Annotated in this window: 13 protein-coding genes and 2 tRNA genes; 5 read left to right on the top strand and 10 right to left on the bottom strand. The window is 33.6% G+C overall.

Annotation, left to right across the window (positions count from 1 at the left end):
* Positions 1–49: 49 nt before the first annotated feature.
* The 6 genes from HM992_RS06070 to HM992_RS06045 all read right to left on the bottom strand — a co-directional run bounded on the left by HM992_RS06070 (position 50) and on the right by HM992_RS06045 (position 13496).
* Positions 50–1633 carry a family 16 glycosylhydrolase gene (locus HM992_RS06070; RefSeq protein ID WP_179319057.1) on the bottom strand — a complete coding sequence of 528 codons (1584 nt, stop codon included), beginning with the start codon at positions 1631–1633 and terminating at the stop codon, positions 50–52.
* 21 nt (positions 1634–1654) lie between these two features.
* A complete protein-coding gene (locus HM992_RS06065) occupies positions 1655–3742 on the bottom strand; it encodes a PKD domain-containing protein (RefSeq protein ID WP_178985908.1) in 2088 nt (695 codons plus the stop codon).
* Positions 3743–3754: 12 nt separating this feature from the next.
* Positions 3755–5254 (bottom strand): RagB/SusD family nutrient uptake outer membrane protein, encoded by a 1500-nt coding sequence (locus HM992_RS06060; RefSeq protein WP_179319056.1) that lies wholly within the window; start codon positions 5252–5254, stop codon positions 3755–3757.
* Positions 5255–5272: 18 nt separating this feature from the next.
* The gene (locus HM992_RS06055) at positions 5273–8422 is read right to left on the bottom strand and encodes a SusC/RagA family TonB-linked outer membrane protein (protein WP_179319055.1); all 3150 of its coding nucleotides are present in this window, start codon (positions 8420–8422) and stop codon (positions 5273–5275) included.
* Positions 8423–8669: 247 nt separating this feature from the next.
* On the bottom strand, positions 8670–11474 hold the full coding sequence (locus HM992_RS06050; RefSeq protein WP_179319054.1) for a helix-turn-helix and ligand-binding sensor domain-containing protein: 2805 nt from the start codon (positions 11472–11474) through the stop codon (positions 8670–8672).
* Between the two features lie 207 nt (positions 11475–11681).
* The gene (locus tag HM992_RS06045) at positions 11682–13496 is read right to left on the bottom strand and encodes a sodium:solute symporter family protein (RefSeq protein WP_179319053.1); all 1815 of its coding nucleotides are present in this window, start codon (positions 13494–13496) and stop codon (positions 11682–11684) included.
* Between the two features lie 300 nt (positions 13497–13796).
* On the opposite strand from HM992_RS06045, the gene HM992_RS06040 reads away from it, so the two are divergent.
* Positions 13797–15584 (top strand): cation:proton antiporter, encoded by a 1788-nt coding sequence (locus HM992_RS06040; protein WP_178985913.1) that lies wholly within the window; start codon positions 13797–13799, stop codon positions 15582–15584.
* Between the two features lie 209 nt (positions 15585–15793).
* Here HM992_RS06040 and HM992_RS06035 read toward each other — a convergent pair.
* From HM992_RS06035 to mutS, 3 genes are all read right to left on the bottom strand, one after another.
* Positions 15794–15877, bottom strand: a tRNA-Leu gene (locus HM992_RS06035).
* A 41-nt stretch (positions 15878–15918) separates the two neighbouring features.
* Positions 15919–15990: transfer RNA gene (locus HM992_RS06030), tRNA-Gly, on the bottom strand.
* 94 nt (positions 15991–16084) lie between these two features.
* Positions 16085–18697 (bottom strand): DNA mismatch repair protein MutS, encoded by a 2613-nt coding sequence (gene mutS / locus HM992_RS06025; RefSeq protein ID WP_179319052.1) that lies wholly within the window; start codon positions 18695–18697, stop codon positions 16085–16087.
* Positions 18698–19014: 317 nt separating this feature from the next.
* On the opposite strand from mutS, the gene HM992_RS06020 reads away from it, so the two are divergent.
* Complete coding sequence (locus HM992_RS06020) at positions 19015–19548, top strand: RNA methyltransferase (protein ID WP_179319051.1); 534 nt, start codon at positions 19015–19017, stop codon at positions 19546–19548.
* Positions 19549–19666: 118 nt separating this feature from the next.
* On the top strand, positions 19667–20323 hold the full coding sequence (locus HM992_RS06015; protein WP_179319050.1) for a class I SAM-dependent methyltransferase: 657 nt from the start codon (positions 19667–19669) through the stop codon (positions 20321–20323).
* A 48-nt stretch (positions 20324–20371) separates the two neighbouring features.
* Here HM992_RS06015 and folK read toward each other — a convergent pair whose 3' ends face one another.
* Complete coding sequence (folK, locus tag HM992_RS06010) at positions 20372–21520, bottom strand: 2-amino-4-hydroxy-6-hydroxymethyldihydropteridine diphosphokinase (RefSeq protein ID WP_179319049.1); 1149 nt, start codon at positions 21518–21520, stop codon at positions 20372–20374.
* A 71-nt stretch (positions 21521–21591) separates the two neighbouring features.
* On the opposite strand from folK, the gene HM992_RS06005 reads away from it, so the two are divergent.
* A complete protein-coding gene (locus HM992_RS06005) occupies positions 21592–22296 on the top strand; it encodes a queuosine precursor transporter (RefSeq protein ID WP_178985918.1) in 705 nt (234 codons plus the stop codon).
* A 109-nt stretch (positions 22297–22405) separates the two neighbouring features.
* The gene (locus HM992_RS06000) at positions 22406–25081 is read left to right on the top strand and encodes an AsmA-like C-terminal region-containing protein (RefSeq protein WP_179319048.1); all 2676 of its coding nucleotides are present in this window, start codon (positions 22406–22408) and stop codon (positions 25079–25081) included.
* Positions 25082–25143: the final 62 nt, after the last annotated feature.

Genomic DNA, 25143 nt, shown 5'->3' with positions numbered 1-25143 from the left:
TAGCTCGACCTTAAAAAAACAACTAATTCAAACAAATATTTATTCTTTATTATTGGTAGACTCTTATATAATCTACTTCCATTGTATCTTCTGCAAATGCAGGATCAATATCTCCTCCTAAAGTTCCACCCATTGCGACATTCATTATAAAAAAGAAGTCTGCATTAAACGGGAAATCAGGATTATTAGTTAAAGTCACTACAGGCGTATCGTCTACAGTAATTTTTATAGAAGCTTCACTCCATTCTATACCGTAAATATGGAATTCAGTTGCTGTATCGGCAACATCTAAAGATTCACCATAGCTAGCATTTGCATTGGTTCCGTTATCAAACCAATGGAACGTTCCTAACGTTCTGCTTTTATCCCAGCCAACTTGCTCCATAATATCCATTTCTCCACATGCAGGCCATCCAACAGTAGCGTTATTAGCACCTAACATCCATAATGCAGGCCAAGTCCCTTCAGAAGCAGGTAGCTTAGCTCTAATCTCTACTTTACCATAGGTAAATTCCTGAAGTCCTTCAGATTTAATTCGTGCAGATGTATAGCCACCATTTCCCGTAGCTTTTGCTGTAATTTTAAGAAAACCATCTTCTATAATTACATTTTCAGCATTATCTGTATAGTTTTGAAGCTCTTGATTTCCCCAACCACTAGTACCAGTACCTAAATCGTAAGTCCAATTTGCTGGATCAGGTGCTCCGTTTGTATCAAATTCGTCAGCCCAAACTAATGAATAATCATCACCAGCTTCTTCTTCAGAAGTTAATATCACAAACCATGCATTAGTATCAGTTCCAATAATTTTCAGCATCATTTCTGTAGCTGATCTTTCTAAAATTTGGTAACTGTGATCTCCACCAACATAGAATCCTAAATAACCCTTATCGGCAAAATTTAAAGTTTCTTGTCCACCTGGCGCTGTTAAAGTATAAGTATCATCAAAATTAGCTAGCGGATAACTTTCATACTCTCCACCCGGATTTGCTGTCCAAGGTGTACCAAAATCTTGATCCATAGGACCACTTTGACCAAAAGCAGTATCATTTGTAATATAGTTAACGGTTCCGTCTGAGTTAAATACTATTCTATCATCATAGACTCCCAAACCTACTTTATCAAAAGGAGGAGCAGCCCACCAAACTGGTGTAACTTCATCCGCTGGGCCAACACCCAAGTGACCAGCAGTTTCTGCTTTAACTCTCCATGTTTTTGAACCATCTCCATATAACATCTCCGTTAAATCTGCAGGAGGTGCGTAATCTGCGAATACTTCTACATCAATAGTTTTTGACGTTGAATTACCAGCTGTACCAATTGCTATAACCGTTACGGTATAGGTATGAATACCTTGTGTACTAAAACTAATGGATGTTGTTCCAAAAGGTGCAAGTTTTTCACTTCCATCATTAGAATACTTAAAGGTAATTGCATTATCTGCCGTTGCTGTAAAATTAACAACACCTGTACCATCTCCATAAGGGTTTGTTGCATCCATACCGACTATTTCTGCAGAAACTTGTAAATTGGTAGGAGTTGTTATATCTCCAAATTCGTAGTCTTCTTCATCACAACTTACCATCAACGTAAGTGATAGGAAAAAAAGCATTACATATTTTAAATTTTTCATGTTCTTCATGTTTTTCTTTTATTAAATTCTCACAAGTTTATATTGCCATAATACACTATCACCTACGTCAACCATTACGCTAATTGTATTACTATCAATAATAGTGATATCATAAACTATAGACTCTGGTGCGTCGAGTGGATCCGTTAGCTCTGTACCATTTACAGCTTTTGCTAAACCAATATATGCACCAACACCATTTAATGTAAGCGTTCCTGCGCCCAAATCGAGATCATAGCTTGCAGTTCCTGAACCGTCGTGTGGTGCTACTGGAGTACCACATGCATCACCACCACCTTGCCAAGGCTCTATCCATGATTCAGATCCTAATACATTAGAAAAAGAACCGTCTGTTCCAAAAACATATTGGTCATCGTAATAACAAGCTCTATCACCTACACAAGCAGCATCGCAATTCCACCACGAATTATCTCCTGCTGCTGGCCCGACACCAAGTGAACCTGCATCCGTTGACATTTGCCATGTTCCTGCAAGCGGTGAAGCAACTGCCGCGCCATCTTTTACGAAATAGTATTGCCAGAATACACCGTCTCCTACATCAATAGACACATACATTTCAGTATCAAAGTTTGATAATGTTACGTTGTATGTAACAGATGTTGGTGTATCTGCAATATCTGTAAGTTCATCATTATTAATTGCTTTTGGGACCGCTAAAAAGGCTCCAAGACCATTTAAAGTCACTGTTCCAGCACCTTCATCATAGACATATGTTGCTGGGTTAGAACCATCATGTGGTGCTGCAGGAGTACCGCATCCGTTTCCACCACCTTGCCATGCTTCAACCCAAGTTTCAGATCCTAAGACATTGCTAAAAGAGCCATCTGCATTAAAGATATATTCATCATCGTAGAAACAAGCTCTATCAGAAATACAACCAGAATCACAATTCCACCAAGAATTATCACCATCTGATGGCCCTACACCTAATGATCCTGCGACTTGAGATAATTTCCATGTTCCAACGATTCCTGTTGGTGCGTCAGAAGAAGCTTTCCAGAAATATAAATTATCTACAAAAATGGTTCCTTCTGCAGGATCGCCATCAAATTTGAACTGAATAATATTACTAAAATCAACTAATGGATTTTGGTCTGTGAAATATGATAAAGGAATATCGAAAGACGTCCATTGTTGTGCTGTTAAATCTAAATCGTAAGCTGCTTCATTAGGTCCAGAACTTATAGGCGATAATTTCGCATCGTTCTCATCTGCTGTCCATACGTCAACGTGAATATATTCCATTTGAGACACATCAATCGGCGTTCCTGAGAAATCTATACCTTGATAATTTAAATTTGCATATTGCAGCATCTCATCACCACCTAAATCAAACAGGTTATAGGTTGTTGCTTGTTCCCAATTTGGATAGAAATCAACTCCAGAAATATCTGTATAAGTTCCACTAAAAATGGATACCACATCACCTTCAGCTCTGTAGGGCTGATCTGGTGCTGATACTAATGGCTGTACTATCTCAGTAACTTCAAAGTCTGCAATTACAACCTCTGCAGTTTCTATAGCTGCACCCATGGCAACAACGGTAATAGTGTACATTCCAGCATTTTCGTAAACATGGGAAACAGACTCTCCAATATTTCCAACGACTAATTCACTTCCATCTCCGTAATCTACTGAAAAACTTATAGCGTTATCTGCAGATGCGGTAACGTTTACTTGTCTAGAAATTGCTGCATCATTTTCTGCAGTGGCTACCATATTTTCAGGTGGATTAAACGACACTACTAAATCTTGAGACATTTCAGTTTCTAAACCCGTTGGTCCTACTGCCACAACAACTACAGTATAAGTCCCTTCTGCATACGTATGGGATGTGTTTTCACCCTGATCTAAATTAGCAGGTTCTGCTGTACCATCACCATAGAAGATATTAAATCCTATAGCTCCTTCTGCGGTTGGTGTAATAGTTACCAAACCTGTATTATCTTGTGTGACTTCAAATAAAGCTAAGACATTAGTAGGAGCGACTGCTGAATCTACAAAATCCGTATTGCTATCATCTTTAACACAACTATGAATTAGAAGAGCTATAAGACATAAACTAAATATATATTTTACTGTTTTCATATTATTATTTTTTTAATATCCATCGTTTTGAGACAAACCAGAAATTTCTATTTCTCTCTGTGGAATTGGAAAAAGTCCATTTGTTGCCGAATTATATCCTCTACTGCTTAAAACACTAGTTGCTTGACCTGTTCTTACTAAATCGAAAAAACGATCGCCTTCCATACCAAGTTCTAAACGTCTTTCATCCCATATGGCTTGAACCGTCGCTGTAACTCTATGGTCTTGATCACCAAAAGCTCTATCACGTACTCTATCTAAATAAGACTGTGCCAATGATTGGTTCACTGAAGACGCTCTTAAATTTGCTTCTGCTGCCATTAACAATACTTCCGAATAACGGATAGTACGTTGATTGTTTTCGTAATTCAATTCAACTTGTCCACTTGTTTCTCCTTTTCTTGGTAAATATTTCTTGTTGTATAAACCTGTATTTTTGAAAGGTGCAACTTGATAAGTTACGTTGAAGCTAGGATTATTGTTAGCATAAGCTTCTACATCAAACGTTGTAGCGTCTTTTCTTTGATCGCCGTCTTCGTATGCTGCTGCTAAATCTTGAGTTGGTAAATTGGTACTCCAACCTGAGTTATAAGGCATATCTGCCGTACCATTAAATCCTCTAACTCCGCCTTGTTGCACAGCATAGTTTCCTTGACCTCTAGTTTGACCTCCCCAATTATAGTAAGGTTGACCATTAGAATATTGAACTTCGTAAACCGATTCTGGACCATTTTCGCCTTCCAATAAAAAGATATCATCAAAATTTTCTACCAAACTAAAAGGACCATCTACTACACTTTGCAGAACAGGAACAGCTTCGTCAAATTTTTCTTGATACAAATACACTTTTCCTAATAATGCCTGAGCAGCATATTTTGTAATTCTACCTTGTTGTGATTGTGCTGTTGGTAAATCACTAATAGCCTGAAGTAAGTCTATTTCAATTTGAGCATAAACCTCAGCTTTAGGTGAACGTTGTAACGTTCCAAAATCTGAAAGCCCTAATTTATGATCTGTAAACAATACCACATCACCGAACATTTTAACTAAATTGAAATAATAGAAAGCTCTTAAAAAGTGCACCTCACCGTAAAGTGCATCTTTACCGGCAAAGTCTACTGTATTACCCAAAAGGTTAACATCTTTATAGTCTATTAAGTAGTTTGTTCTATTAACTCCTTCATAAGCCGATAGCCATAAATCTTGAAGCGTACTGTTATTAGGTAATATGTTGTAATCATCTACTTGTTGAAACGCTACAACATCAGAAGCATTTTCACCACCTGCTACAGAATTATCTGAAGCAACATCGCCAAGAACAATCACTTGGTTTAACCATTGTGTAGGTGAATAACAACTTACTACCATAGTTTGATAATCAGATTCCGTTTGCAAGTAATCGATTTCTGTTACTTGATACTCGTCATGCGGATCAAAATCAACCACATCTGAACAACCCATAAAGATTGAAAGTATGATGACTAACCCAATACTATTTTTTATATTTTTCATACTAATTTATTTTGGATGTTAAAATTTAAGGTCTAAACCGACTAAAAATGTTCTCGCTTGTGGATAAGCACCTCTATCGATACCTGTATCTAAAATTCCCCCAGCAATTTCTGGATCATAACCTGTATATTCAGTAAGCGTTAATAAGTTTTTAGCTTGTGCATATACTCGTACTTTACTAAAGAATGCACTTAGATTTTCTGGTAATGTATAACCTAAAATCAAACTTTTAATTTTTATAAAACTTCCATCTTCCACATATCTATCTGATGGTCTAATGTTACTATTAGTATCAGCAAAGGTGTAACGTGGACTATTGGCATCATTAGTTGATCCTTCACCTGTCCATCTATTTAAAATACTTCTGTCTTTATTAGTGAATTGCGCATTACGCTCATAAGCTCTGTATATATCATTACCTACAGATGCATAAGTAAACATACTTAGATCGAAATTTTTGTATTCAAGACCTAAATTCCAACCAATAGTAAATGTTGGGAATGGATCCCCAATATCCGTTTTATCGTCATCATCAATTACTCCATCGCCGTTAGTATCTACATAACGAATATCTCCTGGTAACGCGCCAACCTGTGTGGCATGTGCGTTAATTTCATCTTGATTTTGAAATAAGCCATCTGTTTCATAACCGTAAAAATAACCTGGTGTAAAGCCTTTTTCAAAACGAGTTGCATTTTGAGCTTGACCGTTAAAATAACTACCTCCTGCAACAAACGCAGTACCATCACTATTTGTAGCTGTAACTTCGTTTTTAGATGTTGTAAACGTAAATGACGTATTAAATTTAAAATCTTCAGTAATATTTTTACCATAACCCAACGTTAAGTCAATACCTTTACTTTCAGTACTACCAATATTTGATGTTACAGGTTCTGATGTACCAGCATAAAGTGGTGGTGCATCTGTAAATAATAAGCCTTCAACAGATTTATTAAAATAATCAAATGTAAGCGACAACGTACTATCAAAAAGGTTGGTATCAAATCCAATATTATATTGTGTTTGCTCCTCCCAACTTAAAGTTGAATTACTAAATGAATTCACAGTCGCACCTGAAACGAATTCATTTCCAAATGTATATCCATTACTATTAGCGGTAGAATTATAACTTGGACCACCAACCGTTATACTTACGTATTGAGGATCTACATTTTCATTACCAACAGTACCGTAACTTCCTCTAAACTTTAAAAAGTTTATAGCTTCAACATCGAAAAAATCTTCATTACTTACAACCCAACCTAAAGAACCTGCATAAAAGTTTGCAAACTTATTATCGTCACCAAAAGCTATTGAACCATCTCGTCTTGCAGAGAATGATGCTAAATACTTACCTTCATAATCGTAGTTAACTCTACTAAAGTAAGATACATTTCTACGTTCTAAGTTTTGATAACTATAACCTGTATAGGCATTTAAATTTGTTTCAGTATTTATACCTGTAGCAGCACTAACATCTGCCCATGCCCAAGAATTATCTCTTACATCTTGTCTTGAAGCACCAAAACCATAACCTGTAGATTTACTTGTAGATATACCTAAAACGATATCAAAATTATGTTTATCATTTAAATTAAAACCATAACTCGCAAATGTTTCAAAGGTGTAATTAAAGTTAGATACTGTACTTTCAGAAACACTATTATGAAATGAAGGAATCGTACTTGTTGTACCATCACCATTATCTATTTCTTGAGTTTTAACAGTGCCATCAGCATTATAATCACTAGATACATTATTTGGACCGTAATAAGCCAAAGGAGTAAAGCTTTTACTTACTTGATCCCATTTGGTATAACCAAAACGCGACGTTACTTTAAGATTATCTAAAACATCATATTGTAACTCAAATTTACCGTACAACTTATTTCCGTTGTTTTCATTATAAGTATTCTCTAATCTCTGAACAGGATTAAATATTTCTGACAATAGTAAATTACTATATCCATAAGTTGCAAAATCATTTGCGTCATTATTATATGGAGATACTGTTGGATCAAAATTTATAGCATTACCAAGAATTGAGTTAAATGAATTCTCAGCAATGGTTTTGCCTTTAATATTAGCATAACTTGTATTAAGAATAAATTTCAACTTAGACGTTAATTGAAAATCTACGTTAGCAGTGAAATTTAATCTGTTAAAATTAGATTTATCATCACCACCTACAATACCACCTTGACTTAAATAACCCGTAGATAAAAAGTAACCAATTTTTTCTGTACCACCTCTAGCTGAAAGTGTATAAGACGTTACTTTAGCATCCTTAAAGATTTCATCTTGCCAATCTGTTCCTTCACCTAAAGTTGAGAGATTTGGAAAAATGATACCTCCACCAGATGTTGTGCTACCTTCATTAATGATTGCAGCATATTCCGAAGCATTTAACAGTCCTATTTTTCTATCAACTGACTGAAAACCGGTGTACGTATTAAATGAAAATTCGGCTTTTTCATTATTTCTACCACTTTTAGTAGTTACTACAATTACACCATTACCCCCTTTTACACCGTAAATAGCGGTTGAAGCAGCATCCTTTAATATACTTAGTGACTGTATATCAGCTGAATTGATTGAATTTAAATCATCTAAACTCTGCGGTACACCATCAATAATAACGACAGGATCTGTTCCTGTAAACGAAGGAATACCACGTACTAAAACCGTTGGCTTACTACCTGGAGAACCACTTTGAATAACTGAAACACCAGAAGCACTACCTTGAAGCGCTTCTTCCACCCTCGTAGGCTTCAAGTTTTCAATAGATTCAGATTTTACGGTAGAGATTGCACCAGAAACATTGGTAACCTTTTGCGTACCATAACCAATTACAACAACCTCACTTAATGATTCTGCATCATCAACTAGCGCTATAATTAGAGGATCATTATTAACTATTGTAATCTCTTGTGTTACAAAACCTATATAAGAGACAACAACTACAGAGTTTAATGGCACGTCTAATAACGTAAACTCGCCATCAAAATTTGTTGATGCTCCTTTAGATGTGTTTTTAAGGATTACATTAACACCTGGTAAGGGTTGTCCTGAAGAAGCTTCAGTAACCGTTCCAGTAACATCTACATTTTGCCCAAACACTGCCATTGTAAATATGAAGGAAATGAGCGTTAAAAATTTTATTTTCATAATTTATTTATTAGATATGTAATATTATAAAATAAAAATTATGAAATCTTCAAAACAGGCTATACAAAAAACATACAATACAATATTAAACGCCTAAAATTATCAAAACATCATTGAACACCCCTTTAATTTATGGAATTCTTGGAATTAACTTTAGCTTAACAAATTCCTCATGAATAGTTAATAATGCCTTAAAAACACACTTTGTATGGGTAATGTATTGGTAAAAAAACGAGATGTATAGGTGCTACAGCTCGATTATATAGTTGGATAGACTCTGCTCATGTTCTAAGCCCATTTTTTTACGCAAACGATAGCGCCTTACCTCTACACTTTTATGCGAAATATTGAGAAGAGGTGCTATTTCTTTAGAAGAGAGATTTAATCGTAAATACGCACACAGCCTTAAATCGTTTGGTGTTATAGATGGATGAATTGATTTAATCTTCTTCATAAAATCTTTATCGACATTATTAAACGCTTCTTCAAATAACTCCCAATCATTAGTATCGTTTATACTTGAATTGATAAGCTTAACAACTTTACCAACCTCCGTTAGTGACTTACTCTTTGATAACTCACCTTTAATATTACTCAACAGCTCATTTCGTTTAACCAAGTTCATAGTCGCCATACCGAGCTCTCTATTTTTGTTTTCAATATTTTGTTGTAAATTCTTATTCTTAACCTGAATTAACTGACGTTGGTTTTCTAATTGCTCTAACTTTAATTGTCTCTCTTTTTTTTCAATAAGCTTTAGCTGCTGTTTTTTGTAATATTTTTTATTAAAATAATACAGAACATATATAAAAAGCATGCCAACAACAACATATGATACTATAGCCAATGGTTTAAGATACCATGGTTTTTCAATCGTAAAACTATAAGACAGTACATTATTCGAAACAATACCATCCGTCATTGCTCTAGCCTCAAATGTATAATCACCATGTGGCAAATTTTTAAAAAACACATCAGGACTCATTGACCAATTGCTCCAATTATCATAAATACCAATTAACTTATATTGATAGTTAGATGCTGAAAGCTTACTAAAATTAGTGACACTATAATTAAACTTAATATTATTGCTCTTATTTTTAAAAATGCTAGGATTAACTAAATCTAAAGGCATCAGCTCATCAGGATGTCTACCATAGTCTACACTATTTAAATTAATATCTAAAGCTTTATGCTCTATTTTATTTAAATCTATAATTAAATATCCTTCCGTTGTCCCTATTAAATAGTTGCTATTAGATAATTCATTTATGTTTTCAAATCCTAATTTACTTTTACGTACTTCACTTGAAATGGCTATCGTATTAACCTTTGGCACAGTGGATAATTTACCCGGTTCAATATAAATAATAGCATCTTTAGAAAAACCCCAAAGCTTATTTCCATTACTATCTCCAATAAGCTTACCAGAAACGTATTTTTCGTCACTAAGTAATTCACTTAAAACTGTATCCTTTTGAAATACATGATTATCTGAATCATAAGCAAAAACCCCTTCTTTATAACTATATAATATTTTATTATTATAGGTTGTTATGCTTGACTTTTCACCTTTGCTAATTGGCAATTTTTTATAATCTATAATCTTCATAAAATCAGCATCGATCTTAATTTTATAAACTCCTTTATGTTCATGATCTATTAACAATTCGTGTGAGTTAATAAATTCAAAATGTCTAGAAGAAATATTAAAACCCTCAATTTTATTTCTGTATCTCCATGTATTTCCTGAACGTTCTAAAACATTTAAACCTCTGTAGTTACCTTGAATCAAAAGATTAGGATAACCATCAATTTCTTTAACTCCCCAAGTTCCTATTTCGCTCGAAATTTCTTCTGCATTAGTGCCTTTAATTATAAACGTACCTTTATCATGACCACAAAACAAATCTCCTTGTACCACAGCTAAACTCCACACTTGTCCTTTTGTTCCTTCAATAAAACTAAATTTTTCAGTAGTATTTAAAAGCTTATAGAACAACCCTTGGTTAGTCCCTAAATACAGGTAATTTTCTGTTTTTGCTGAAGCATATACAGTCCCTAAAACTCCTTGCTTATCCGTGTAAACTTTATAAGGTGAATTTAAGTTAATAACGTTTATGCCATTATCTAAACCTAACCAAATATTCCCAAAACTATCATCCATTATAGACAATACGGTGTTATTACTTAATCCATAAGACTGATTAACTTTTAATAACAATTTACCATTTTCATCTACATGTATCATTCCATTAGCAATTGTCCCTAAGACAAAACTCCCATCATTTAATCTAGTACTACTGTATATACTTAACCCCGACAATAATCGATTTAAATCTTGATTCCAAAGTATTACTTCATCATCAATTAGACTATAAAAACCACCTTCCTTTGTCAATAATAATAGTTCAGAATCGGACTCAAAAATATTCACTAATTCTTTATTTCTAATTACCTCAATTGAAGTAACCAATGTTTCCCCTCCATTTTCAATTTTAAAAATACCTACACCTGTTTTTTGAAAATAAATAGTTTCATTAACGTTAAACATTTTATTAATTCTAGAATCAGAGTTTATAATATCAAAACTATCTTCTACTATATTATATATGTAAATTCTTTCGAAAGACTGAAACAGCACATAACCCTCAATAGCAATAATCCCCCAAAAATCTTCATCTTCTTTTACTGAGAGTTTTTGATTACTAACTAAAGAAGAATATACCAATCTACCTTCTCTGTTTTTAATCCAATAACCAAAATCCATGTAGCTACCCGTATATATCCTATCTTCTACAACTCTTACTGATCTTAGAATACCCGTATTAGGTGAATTATAATGAGCCCAAGTCGCTCCATTATATTCCAACAAGCCTCTATTATTAGCAACATATATATAATCGTCATCAGATTGATCTATTGACCAATTTTGGTCTTCAGCACCATAATCTTGCGGTGTAAATATTTGAATAGGCGGAATCTCTTGAGCATCAGTTGGAAGTATAAAAACAACTAATAAAACGCAAAAAATACTTTTGATTAAATTCATTTTAGTTACTATCTACAGAAGTTAACCTTGTTCCATAAAAAAGAACAAAGTTCACGTGTGTTAAGGCTCTAATATAATTAAATAAATGGATGAAGCAATACATGTAGTGGTTAATATGAAACCCGTATAGTTACATTTAAACCAACAACACATGATTACAGCTTATGTCTAAAGCAAATAATTATAGTTTGATTTTTTATAGGTGTACTATAAAATAGTAGTTCTTATTTTTTTCCAAGTTTGTTTCAGAAAAAGTCCCGAAACAACAGCGACTACAGTTAAGGTAATAGCATAATTATAATCACCATATATCCAATAACCTGTTGCAAACATGCAACTATAGATTAGTACACAACCTAGAAACATTGCTAAAATCCCTGATGGCACACTCCACTTTTCATTAGTTGTTTTAATCTGGATGTTTTCTGCTTCTGCATCACGGACAACTTTTTCCCATCCTGGTCCTCCTGGCTGTATTTTTTTATAGAAACCCTGTAACACCTCTTTACTTTCGGGCTGTGTAATGTAGGTTGCTACTAACCACATTATCGTCGTTACTAATACCACAAAAGGGTATTGCCAGTAATCTTCAAAAACTCCTGTTTCAGCATCAAACAAATAACTACCTAAAGGTGTTAGTTTTAATAGAATTGAAATAATACCCGATGCAAACATAGCTGTAATCTCACTCCAAGCATTGATTCTCCACCAAAACCAACGCAGAATAAAAATGAGTCCTGTACCAGCACCAAAAACCAATAACAAGTCAAATAACTGAAGTGCATTTTGCAGCAACAATGCCAATATTGCACTAAAAATCATTAAAACTACTGTAGATAATCTTCCAACGGCTACTAATTTCTTTTCTGACGCATTAGGATTTATTTGCTGCTTATAAAAGTCGTAAACAATATAAGATGAACCCCAATTAAGTTGCGTTGAAATAGTACTCATATAAGCTGCTATTAATGACGCTAATACCAAACCAAGTAAACCACTTGGTAATTTTGTTAACATTGCCGAATATGCTAAATCATGACCCAATTTATCATCTGTTATATTTGGAAAAGCCTCTTGTATACTTGCCAAATCTGGAAACACAACCAGAGAAGCCAATGCGACTAAAATCCATGGCCAAGGACGTAAGGCGTAATGCATTATATTAAAGAAAAAGGTTGCTCCTATGGCATGATTCTCATCTTTGGCTGCTAGCATCCGTTGTGCGATATAACCGCCACCACCTGGTTCTGATCCTGGATACCAAGAACTCCACCATTGTACAGCCAAAGGAATAACGAATAGAGTTATTAATGCATTAGTATTGCTAAAATCAGGTAAAATAGATAGCTTATCCGATACATTTTCATTTGCCATTATGGCTTCTATACCACCAACTTCAGGAAGGTTTACTAAATAATAAGCAGCACCAATAGCTCCTCCCATTGCCACAAAAAACAATATAAAATCGGTATAAACCACTCCTTTAAAACCTCCAAGCGCACTAAATATCACGGTTATAAGCCCTGCACTAATTACCGTTTGCCAGGGTTCTAATCCCAACATAATACCACCAATTTTTATAGCGGCCAATGTAACGGCAGACATAGTTATAATATTAAAAATAACTCCTAAATAAATTGCTCTAAACTTTCTTAAAAACCGAGCTGGTTTACCTCCATATCTAAATTCATAAAACTCAATATCGGTGTTTACATTAGATTTCCTCCACAATTTGGCATACACAAAAACGGTAAGTAAACCCGTAATTAAAAATGCCCACCATACCCAATTTCCAGATACACCATTAGTTCTTACAATATCCGTCACTAAATTTGGGGTATCGGTAGAAAATGTAGTTGCCACCATCGACACGCCTAATAACCACCAAGGCATTGTTTTACCAGATAAAAAAAACTCTGAAGAACTCTTGCCGGCTTTCTTTGAGACGTAGATACCAATGGATAAGGTTATTGTAAAAAAAGATATTATCAATATATAATCTAATGTACTTAAAGATACCATTGCTTGCGCTTTATTTATTAGGATTGAAAATAATGGGAGAAATTAATTAAAAAAAACCTTTCAAATGCTATTCGTCAATATATTTTTAAATAAAACATAAATTAATTAAAAAGTCTGCGTTAAAAATCAATCTATAATTCCAAAACCGTCATAACTCACCTTATTAATTCCATATTGATATTTCAATAAATTAGAATGTAATTTTAAACATACTACTAAATAGCATTTAAAATTTAACATGGGATTTCAAAATAAAAATCCGATATTTAAGACATTACATATCAATTAAATAAGAATTTTATGGAAGGATTTGACATTTTAAACTTATTCATTGTACTGCTCGCTGCTTGGGGTGCTGGCGCGTTAATTAAACGTATAGGTTATCCTGCAATTTTAGGAGAGTTATTAATAGGCGTGGTAATAGGTCCATCATTATTAGGCCTTGTTGAAACTTCAAGCACTTTAGTTATTATTTCTGAAGCTGGTGTGATTCTACTTATGGCCTACATTGGCATGGAAATAAACTTTAAAGATCTTGGAAAAGCGTCTTGGGCAGGACTTCTTGCTGCCATCGGAGGTTTTGTTGTGCCGTTTGCCTTGGGTTATTACGTAGTAACGTTATCGGGCGGCACAAGCATGGCAGGATTATTTGTAGGTATTGCGGTTGGTGTAACCTCCTTAGCAACCAAAAGCCGTATACTTGTTGACTTAGATTTACTAGACACGCGTATCGCTTATGTGTTAATGGCAGGCGCTTTAATTTCCGACACCTTAGCATTAATCATTTTTGCGGGCCTCTCTAGTTTTATTGATGCTGGTGCAGTAAACATGTCCGAGATTTTACTAATTGCCGGTAAAATTATAGTGTTCTTTTCATTTGCTACGGCTTTCGGACTTTATGCACTTCCTAGAATAGGAAAATGGATGGCAAGCAGAAACATAGAAAACCGAACAACTTATTTCACGTTATTGCTTCTTATTGTTTTTGGTCTTTCTGAATTAGCAGAACTTGTTGGTCTTCATGGTATTTTAGGAGCATTTATTGCTGGCGTATTTATAAAAGACGGTGTTTTTCATGAAAAAATAACCAAAGACATAACACGTGTTTTTCATGACGTTTCCATAGGCTTTATGGCACCTATATTTTTTGTTACTGCAGGATTTCATGTCACCCTAGATGTTTTTAAAACAGATTTAGGACTTTTATTATTAATTGTTGGTGTTGCCTTTGTTGGAAAAATATTGGGCACAGTTCTATTTTATCTGCCAAGTAGAAATGGCTGGAGAGAAGGCTTAGCAGTTGGAACAGGAATGAATGGTCGTGGAGCTGTAGAAATTGTTATTGCAGGTATTGGTTTACAAAAAGGTATTATCACTCAAGAAATATTTTCCATACTTGTCTTTATGGCAATTATAACTACTCTTTCAGTTCCTATACTATTAACTTGGACAACAAATTGGTTAAAAAAAAGAGGTGAATTGGTAAAACAATTCTCAAGGAAAGGGTATTTATTTTTGGGAGCAAACCCTCTAGCTTTATTATTAGGTAAGCATTTGGCTGAAACCGATAAAGTGGTTTTTATAGATGCAAACAAAGCTAATTGTGAAAATGCTAAAAGTAAAGGGTTTGAATATGTTCATGGCAATGTTTTAGAAGAATCCACTTTAAAGGAAGCCGCCGCAAAAGACTTTAGAACTTTTATAGCTCTTACAGTTAACAATGAAATTAACCTATTGTCTTCACAACTTATTAATGACACTGTTTTTATCCCAGAAAAACTTATAGCTATATCACCAAGCGATAGCGAAGGAGGAAGTATAAATATCATCAACTCTATTTCGGCTTCAACTTTGTTTTCTAGCAAAGCTGATATACAGCCATGGATGCAAAAAATACAAGATTCAAACTACAAAGAAGTTGAAATTACAATTACAGAAAAAATAGGAACACGAGATTGGCTTAAATCTCAACTTAGTAATCATAAGATTTCACTTCCATTAGTTATTATAGATAGTGCAGGCACTAAACGCCCTTTTAGATATAATGATTATATAGATGAGGATGAGAAGGTAATCTATATTGAGTAATTTATACTTTCTAAAATGAATTGAAAAGCGAAAAAAACCCATAAGAATAAAGGGACTTGGCTTTGCCGAGTTCCAGTTTCAACATATTGACAAAAGCCGATTCATGTTTATAAATCGGCTTTTATGGTTTAAAATATACTTGAAAGCAAACTTTCCGTATAGTTTTAAACCAAAAAAGCCGAAAACTTTCGTTTTCGGCTTTTCATCTGTACTGAAGACGGGACTTGAACCCGTACGTCCTAATGGACATTGGATTTTAAGTCCAACGTGTCTACCAATTCCACCACTTCAGCATCTTAGTTACAGACTGTAACTAAATTGGTATATTATATCGAGCGAAAGATGGGATTTGAACCCACGACCTCCACCTTGGCAAGGTGATGCTCTACCCCTGAGCTACTTTCGCAGTTTTTAAAGAACTTTTCGCTTCAAAAGCGGATGCAAATTTAAAATTTAAATCTTAAAAGCAAAGCCTTTTTTGAAAATAAATTTATTTTTTTTTAAGCTTGCTTTTTCTTCATCAACATTCGCTTAATTTCATTGAGTTTCATCAAGGCTTCAACTGGCGTAAGTGTATCAATATCAGTATGTAAAATTTCGTCTTTTATTTCTATCAACAAAGGGTCATCTAAATTGAAGAAACTTAATTGTAAATCATCTTTCAAACTTTTTACCTTATCTGTTAGTTCTTCACTAGAATGTGACTTCTCTAATTTGGATAAAATCTTATTTGCACGTCTAATAACTTGCTGTGGCATTCCGGCCATTTTAGCCACGTGGATTCCAAAACTGTGTTCACTTCCTCCTTCAACTAGCTTTCTTACGAAAAGCACATTGTCTTTCAATTCTTTTACAGCCACGTTGAAATTTTTGATACGACCAAATGTTTCCGTCATTTCATTTAACTCGTGGTAATGCGTCGCAAAAAGTGTTTTAGGCTTAGAAGGATGCTCGTGTAAGTATTCGCTAATGGCCCAAGCAATAGAAATTCCATCATACGTGCTTGTTCCTCTTCCTATTTCATCTAACAACACCAAACTTCGGTCTGAAATATTATTAAGAATAGAAGCCGTTTCATTCATTTCTACCATAAATGTAGATTCTCCCATTGAAATATTATCACTCGCTCCAACTCTAGTAAAAATCTTATCTACCAAGCCGATTCTCGCTTCGCCTGCCGGTACAAAACTTCCAATCTGCGCTAGTAGCACAATTAAAGCTGTTTGCCTTAAGATTGCCGATTTACCAGACATGTTCGGACCAGTAATCATTATAATTTGCTGTGATTCTCTATCTAAATATAAATCATTAGCAATATAAGGCTCTCCAATTGGCAATTGCTTTTCAATTACAGGATGACGACCATCTTTTATTTCTAAATCATAACTATCATCAATTTGCGGATAAGTGTACTTATTTGCTTTTGCTAAACTTGAAAAACCACATAAACAATCTAATTGCCCAATTAACTGTGCATTCTGCTGCACCGATATTATAAACTGATGCATCCACTGGACTAATTCAGCAAATAATTGTTGTTCAATCGTAGAAATCCGATCTTCTGCTCCTAAAATTTTTGCTTCGTACTCTTTAAGCTCTTCGGTAATGTAACGTTCAGCATTCACTAAAGTTTGCTTACGAATCCATTCCTCTGGAACTTTATCTTTATGAGAATTTCTAACTTCAATATAATAGCCAAATACATTATTTGATGCAATCTTTAAAGATGTAATGCCAGTGCGCTCACTTTCACGCTTCAACATATTATCTAAATAAGTTTTTCCAGACTGTGACAAACCTCTAAGTTCATCCAACTCTTCTGAAAACCCATCAGCAATCGATTTTCCTTTTAAGATATTTACAGGTGCTTCTTCGTTTAAAGTTTCCTTTATTTTATCCCGTAGTATATCACAGCGATGTAAATTATCACCTAATACTTTTAATGCCTCATTCTCGCAAGTTTCAGCAATCGATTTTATAGGAACAATGGCTTCTAAAGAGTTTTTAAGTTGAATCACTTCACGTGGACTTACCTTAGTCGTCGCTATTTTTGAAATGAGACGTTCAATATCTCCAATATGTTTTATTTGTCCTTGAATCTTTTGTAATACAGATTCATTTTCTAACAAATATTTTACAACTTCATGACGTTGTTTTATTTTTTCAGCATGTTTAAGAGGCAATGCTAACCAACGTTTTAAAGTTCGGCCACCCATGGCCGAAATGGTCTTATCAATCACATTAATCAACGTCACTGCATTGGCATTCGTAGAATTATACAATTCTAGATTTCGAATCGTGAATTTATCCATCCACACATAGTCATCGGTTGCAATTCTAGAAACTGTTGCAATATGCTCTAACTTGTTATGACGTGTTTCTCCTAAATAATGAAGTACAACACCAGAAGCGATAATACCCTCATACAAATCTTCAATTCCGAATCCCTTTAATGTTTTTGTATTAAAATGTTTGGTTAAAGTTTCATGAGCATAATCGGCTTGAAACACCCAATCTTCCAGATAAAAGGTATGAAAATCATTTCCGAAAGTTTCAGAAAACACTTTTCGGCTTTGTTTTGAAATTAAAACTTCACTTGGATTAAAATTCTGAAGCAACTTATCAATATACTCAGCGTTCCCTTGAGAGGTTAAAAACTCACCTGTTGAAATATCTAAAAACGACACTCCAATACGTTGCTTTTCAAAATAAACAGCGGCTAAAAAATTATTAGATTTAGAATGTAAAATATCATCATTAAACGCTACTCCTGGTGTTACTAATTCCGTAACTCCACGTTTTACAATGGTTTTGGTTTGTTTAGGATCTTCTAATTGATCGCAAATAGCCACACGCTCACCTGCTCTTACCAATTTAGGTAAATACGTGTTTAATGAATGGTGCGGAAAACCAGCCAATTCAATTTCACTTTCGCTTCCTGCACCGCGTTTCGTTAAAATGATATCTAAAATCTTAGACGCTTTTACAGCATCGCTACCAAAAGTTTCGTAAAAATCGCCAACTCTAAACAGTAATAAGGCATCAGGATATTTTACCTTGATAGCATTATACTGTTTCATTAATGGTGTTACTTTTTTTGCTGCTTTAGCCAATGGTAATCTGGTTTTAAGTTATATTTTTGCTTAGACTATTTTCAGAATTGCAATTTTGCTAAATTACTTATATTTTGAGGTTTATTGAAGCAGAAGAACTAGAAGTTATTTACAGATGTTGATAACGGCGTGCCAACTGACCTAGCTGGTTTTAAAAACTTTATTGGTCTCGTAGAATAAAAAAACAACCCTAAAGTCCCCTCAAGGGGACAATTGTTAAAAATATCTTTCAGATTTTTTTAACCGCAACAGTGAGACTGTCCCCTTGAGGGGACTTTATGGGTGTTTCAAAATTTAATTAAAAAAATTAAGTACAGTTGAAAAGAAAACTAAAAAACGAAGAATTAAATAGATTAGAAGTTTCAGAATTTAAAAATGCTCAAAAGACTCCTATTATTATAATTCTAGATAATATTAGAAGCTTAAATAACATCGGATCTGTTTTTAGAACCAGTGATGCGTTTTTAATTGAAAAAATATATCTCTGCGGAATCACAGCTCAACCACCTCATAACGACATTAGAAAAACAGCCTTAGGAAGTACTGAAACTGTAAATTGGGAATATGCAGATAACACATTAGATGTTATTCGTAAACTTAAAGCAGAACGTGTAAAAATCTGCTCTATTGAACAAGCCGAAAATGCAACGATGCTCAACAATTTCAAACCTCAACCTAACCAAAAATATGCCTTTGTATTTGGTAACGAAGTAAAAGGTGTTGCTCAAAATGTAGTTGATGCCAGTGATATTGTGATTGAAATTCCGCAATACGGAACTAAACACTCTTTAAATATCTCTGTGAGTTGTGGTGTTGTGATTTGGGATGTGTTTAGTAAGATGCAAAAGTAAAAGCCCATTTAAATCTATCTAAAAGGAAGATTTTCACCTAAAACTGTCATTCCTGAGCAAGCAGGAATCCATATCATATAAAGTAAATAGATTCCTGCCTTCGCAGGAATGATAAAAAATGACGAAAAAAACAAAACAACCTTGGCCAACAAAAGATGCCATGCATCAAATTTATGACCTACATCTTTGGGGTGGACAAGATTTTGATTTTTATTCGGGTTCTGGTTCTCACGATTTAAAAATTATTGAACCCTATATTAATAGTGTCATTACATTTTTAAAATCTCATAATAAAAAATTAAATGTTTGTGATTTAGGCTGTGGCGATTTTAATATAGGAAAACAACTCCTCAAATACACTGAAAAATATATAGCTGTTGATATAGTTGAAAATCTCATTACAAGAAACAAAGCCTTATTTAAAGAAGACAATTTAGAGTTTCATTGCTTAGATATCGTAGAAGATGATTTGCCAAAAGCAGATTGTATTATTCTAAGACAGGTATTACAACATTTATCTAATGCTGAAATTGAGACTATTATTAAAAAGCTCTCGAATTATAAATATGTAATTCTTACGGAACATATTCTTACAGGAAACTTTACACCTAATAAAGATATTATATCTGGCCAAGGCATCAGAATCAAAAAAAATAGTGGTGTTGATTTACTGAAAGCACCTTTTAATTTTAAAATTGAAGATCAGAAATTTTTGAACGAAACTATTCTAGAAGACGATAAAGGTATAATCGTAACAACTATTTATACTTTATAAAAATTCGCATTAAGAATAGATTCTGAAACGATTTCAGAATAACAAAACTTAATGCTTTATGCTTACTGAAGCTTCATTAATCTCAGCTAACAACCACAAATAGTCCTCACGAGACTTCACAAAATCTTTATCAGAAATATCAATAATCTTCACATTCATCTCTTGCTGACTTTTTAGAAAATCGAGATAACCAGCGTTTATTTTTTCGAGATAATCGTCTTTTATATTCTTTTCGTAGTTACGACCTCGTTTTTTAATATTAGCCTGTAAACGCTCTGTGTTTTGGTATAAGTAGATGTATAATTCTGGCTTAGCAATATCTTTATAGACTTGGTAGAATAATTTTCTATACAATCTAAACTCATCTTCAGGTAAAGTAATCTTAGAGAAGATTAACGACTTATAAACATCGTAATCGCTTACCATAAAATCTTTAAACAAATCCAATTGCGATAAATCGTCTGAAATTTGTTGATAACGGTCTGCTAAAAATGACATTTCTAAAGTAAAGGCGTAACGTTCTGGTTCTTTATAGAATTTTGGTAAAAAGGCATTATCAGCAAAACGTTCTAATATTAACTTCGCATTAAAATCTCTAGCTATTTTATTAGCCAAACTTGTTTTTCCTGCGCCAATATTACCTTCAATAGCGATGTAATTAAAATTATTAAATGTGTAGGATTTTTTCGGATTTTTCAACCAAATATTTACAGGTTCTATTTCAGAATCGTCCTTACAATCCATTAACAAAGTTTCAATAGACTTCATTAAAATAGGATGTTCAACAGATTTCGCAATATCAACCAAAGGTTGTAATACAAATTTTCGGTTATGAATTTCGGGATGTGGAATTATTAAGTTTTTTTCCTCAACAATTTCATCTTCAAAAAATAGAATATCTAAATCAATTTCGCGAGACTCATAGCCTTGGCTTGTTTTAGATTTCCTCCCTAATTCTATTTCAATATCCTGAAGCAACTTAAGGATCCTTTTAGGTTTCAACTCTGTTTGAACAGCGATACATGCATTATAAAAATCGTCACCTTCAAAACCAAAAGCAGGTGTTTTGTAGACTTTAGAAATCTTTTTAATTGAACCAATACGTTCAAAAATAGTATCAATAGCAGATTGCAAATATTGCAATTTGTTGCCTTTGTTACTCCCTAATGCTATGTGAATGATTTTAGTTGGCTTCATCGAAGCAACAAAATAACTAAAACAAATTTTATTACTTTAGCTTTACCGAAACTATTTATTAACCATTTTTAATGTCATTAAAAGACAAGCTTTTAGCACAACGCATTTACCTATTACTTGGTGGACTTTTTATAACCTCACTTGTAGTTTCTAATTTAATATTTCAAAAATTCTTCTATTGGCATCCTTTTGATATTGAAATATTTGGGTCAAAATTATTCGAAATCTCTGTTGGCATTTTACCATACCCGATTACATTTCTTATTACAGATTTAATTAGTGAGATCTATGGTAAAAAGCGCGCAAATGACATTGTGATTGTTGGGATTTTTGCTTCACTATTTTCTCTTTTAATTATTTATACGGCTTCAAATGTACCTGCTACAACATGGTCTTACGTAGATAACAACATCTTTAATCAAGTTTTTGGAAATACGTCGCTTGCCGTTTTTGCGAGTATGGTTACGTACTTATTTGCCCAATTTGTAGATATCCAAATTTATCATTTCTGGAAACGAGTAACCAAAGGCAAACATCTTTGGTTACGTAATAACTTTTCAACTTGGTTTTCACAATTTATAGATACCTTAACCATAGTATCGTTACTGTGTTCATTCGGTATTATAAAATGGGAGAATTTTGCAGGCTTACTCATTAGCGGTTTTATTTTCAAAGTTTTAGTCGCTGTTTTAGACACTCCTTTTCTATACCTTGGTGTCTATTTATTCCGCAAGCGTTTCAAACTAAAACTAAATGAGGAAATAAATTTACTATAACGACTAAACAAAACATTAAAATCTTCTTAAACTTACCGATATTCGCAACTATTATGCGGAATTTTGCGTATATAATAAAGAAGCTATTTAACAACCACAAATACGAATTATGAAAAAAGTCCTCAAAATTGTTGGAATCATTTTACTCTTTTTTATTGCGATTCTTATTGCAATTCCCTTTTTTTTAGAATCTAAAATTGATACTATTGTTCAAAACTATGCCGATGAGAACTTAAATGCTGAATTATCCTTTGACGATATCAGCCTAAGTCTTATTAGCAGTTTCCCTAAAGCTGAAGTTAGCGTAGAGAATTTAAAAATCACCAATCGTGCTCCTTTTGCAGGCGAAACTTTAGCCACTGCAAAATCACTCTCTTTTGAAATGGGAATGATGCAATTATTAAAAGGCACCGATTCTCCTTTAGAAATCAATGAAATTATTGCCAATGAATTGCTTTTGGTTATAAAAACCAACAAAACTGGCACTACAAATTATGATATAGTAAAGGAAAGCACAACGACAATTGAGACACCTACAGAAACCGAAACATCATCGGGTTTTAGTTTTGATATTGACAACTACGAGCTTAACAATAGTGCATTTACATATATAGACGACACGTCTAACATGGCATTTTATCTTACCGAAATTAATCATAGAGGTACTGGCATTTTCTCTGGTGGAAAATCAGAATTAGACACTAACACAGAAGCCAATGTCACTTTTGCAATGGACAGTACTGAATATTTAAGCAACAATCATATTAAATTGGATGCGCTTATAGATTTAGATTTAGAACAACAGAAATTCACATTTAAAGAAAACAAGGCTTACATCAATGCTTTACCGTTAGAATTTGATGGTTTTGTACAATTGGTGGAAGCTGGACAACAAATAGATATTACGTTTAAAAATCCTGGAGCAACCTTCAAAGATTTCTTAGCAATTATTCCAGAGGCTTATGCTAAAGACATTGCAGATGTTAGCACAACAGGGAACTTTACATTTTCTGGAATAGTAAAAGGGTTAGTTTCTGAAGAAACGATTCCGACCTTAGATATTAATTTACTCTCAGAAAATGCCTCTTTCAAATTTCCTCAGCTTCCAAAAAGCGTAAAAAATATAGGTATAGATGTTTCAGTAAAAAACACAACAGGTAATGTAGATGACACGTTTGTAAACATCAATAAACTAAACTTTCAAATAGATGAAGATGTTTTTAAATCTGAAGCATCAATTAAAAATCTAACTAAAAACATGTTGGTGGCTGCCAAATTAGATGGTGTTTTAAATTTAGCCAATATTACTAAAGCATATCCTGTTGAGTTAGATAATGAACTTAGTGGAATTTTAAGAGCTAATGTCAGCACTTCTTTTGATATGGATGCTATTGAAACTAATGCATATCAACGTATTAAAAACGTTGGAAGTGTTTCGTTAACAGACTTTGTATTTTCTTCTGAAGACCTATTAAATCCACTTCAAATTAATAAAGCCGATTTAACATTTAAACCAGGAACAGTAAGCCTTAATAGTTTTGATGCTCAAACAGGCAAGAGTGATTTTACGGCTACAGGAACCATAAATAACTTACTTGGCTTTATGTTAAGTGATAAAAATCTACAAGGTAATTTCAATTTGAATTCAAACACTTTTGCCCTTTCAGATTTTATGTCTGAGGATGCCACAACCACAGAATCATCTAATGAGGACTCAGGTAAAACAACTACAGAAGTAGAAGCGCTTAAAATTCCCGCTTTTTTAGATTGTACAATAACAGCCAATGCAAAAACAGTAATTTATGATAACCTTAATTTAAAGAATGTAAAAGGGCAACTTATTATAAAAGACCAAAATGCAAGCCTTCAAAATATGACCACAGATATATTTAATGGTCAATTAGGCATTTCTGGAAATGTATCTACTAAATCAGCCAAACCAACATTTGATATGAAATTAGCAATGCAAAACTTCGATATTTCACAATCTTTTCAAGATTTAGACATGTTGAAAGCTTTAGCACCAATTGCCAAAGTGTTGCAAGGGAAGTTAAACTCTACAATTGATATCAGCGGATTCTTAGACGAAAGTTTTTCACCAGATTTAAGTACTATTTCTGGTAGTGCGATCGCAAAAATATTAACAGATAAAGTTAATACAGCCAACAGTCCATTACTAACAAGCTTAGACAGTAAATTAGATTTCGTTGATTTCGACAAATTAGACATTAAAGATATTGTTACTAATTTAAGTTTTGAAAATGGTAATGTTTCTGTTAAACCATTTACAATTAATTACAATGACATTCCAATTGAAGTTTCTGGTTCGCACAGTTTTACAAATACCATGAATTACAATGCCGTTTTGCAGGTGCCAGCGAAATACTTAGGAAGCGAAGTGAATCGTTTGATTGGAAAGATTAACGATAGCGAAGTCAATAATCTAACGGTTCCTATTACCGCTAACATTGGTGGTACGTTTGCTAGTCCTAATATTAAAACTGATTTAACGTCTGGTGTTTCCAATCTAACCAAACAATTGATAGAAATTGAAAAGCAGAAATTAATTGGACAAGGAAAAGATAAAGTCAGTGATTTGCTTAGTGGACTGTTGGGAGGAGAAAAAACTAGTACCACAACAGATTCAACTACCACAAAAGAAGAAACTACGAAACAAACAACTGAAGATAAAGTTAAGGAAGGAGTCGGTAATATTTTAGGAGGACTCTTAAGTGGAAAGAAAAAAACGGAAACTAAAAAAGAGAGCGATTCAACCGATAATTAACCTACGAACTGAAAAAGTAATCATTTTTTGCCAATTATTGTTAATAATTACGATTTTATTTG

It is taken from the genome of Winogradskyella helgolandensis (assembly GCF_013404085.1).
In the GTDB taxonomy this organism is placed as follows: domain Bacteria; phylum Bacteroidota; class Bacteroidia; order Flavobacteriales; family Flavobacteriaceae; genus Winogradskyella; species Winogradskyella helgolandensis.
Note: the sequence above shows the minus strand (reverse complement) of the source record. Positions and strands in the feature narration are given on the sequence as shown.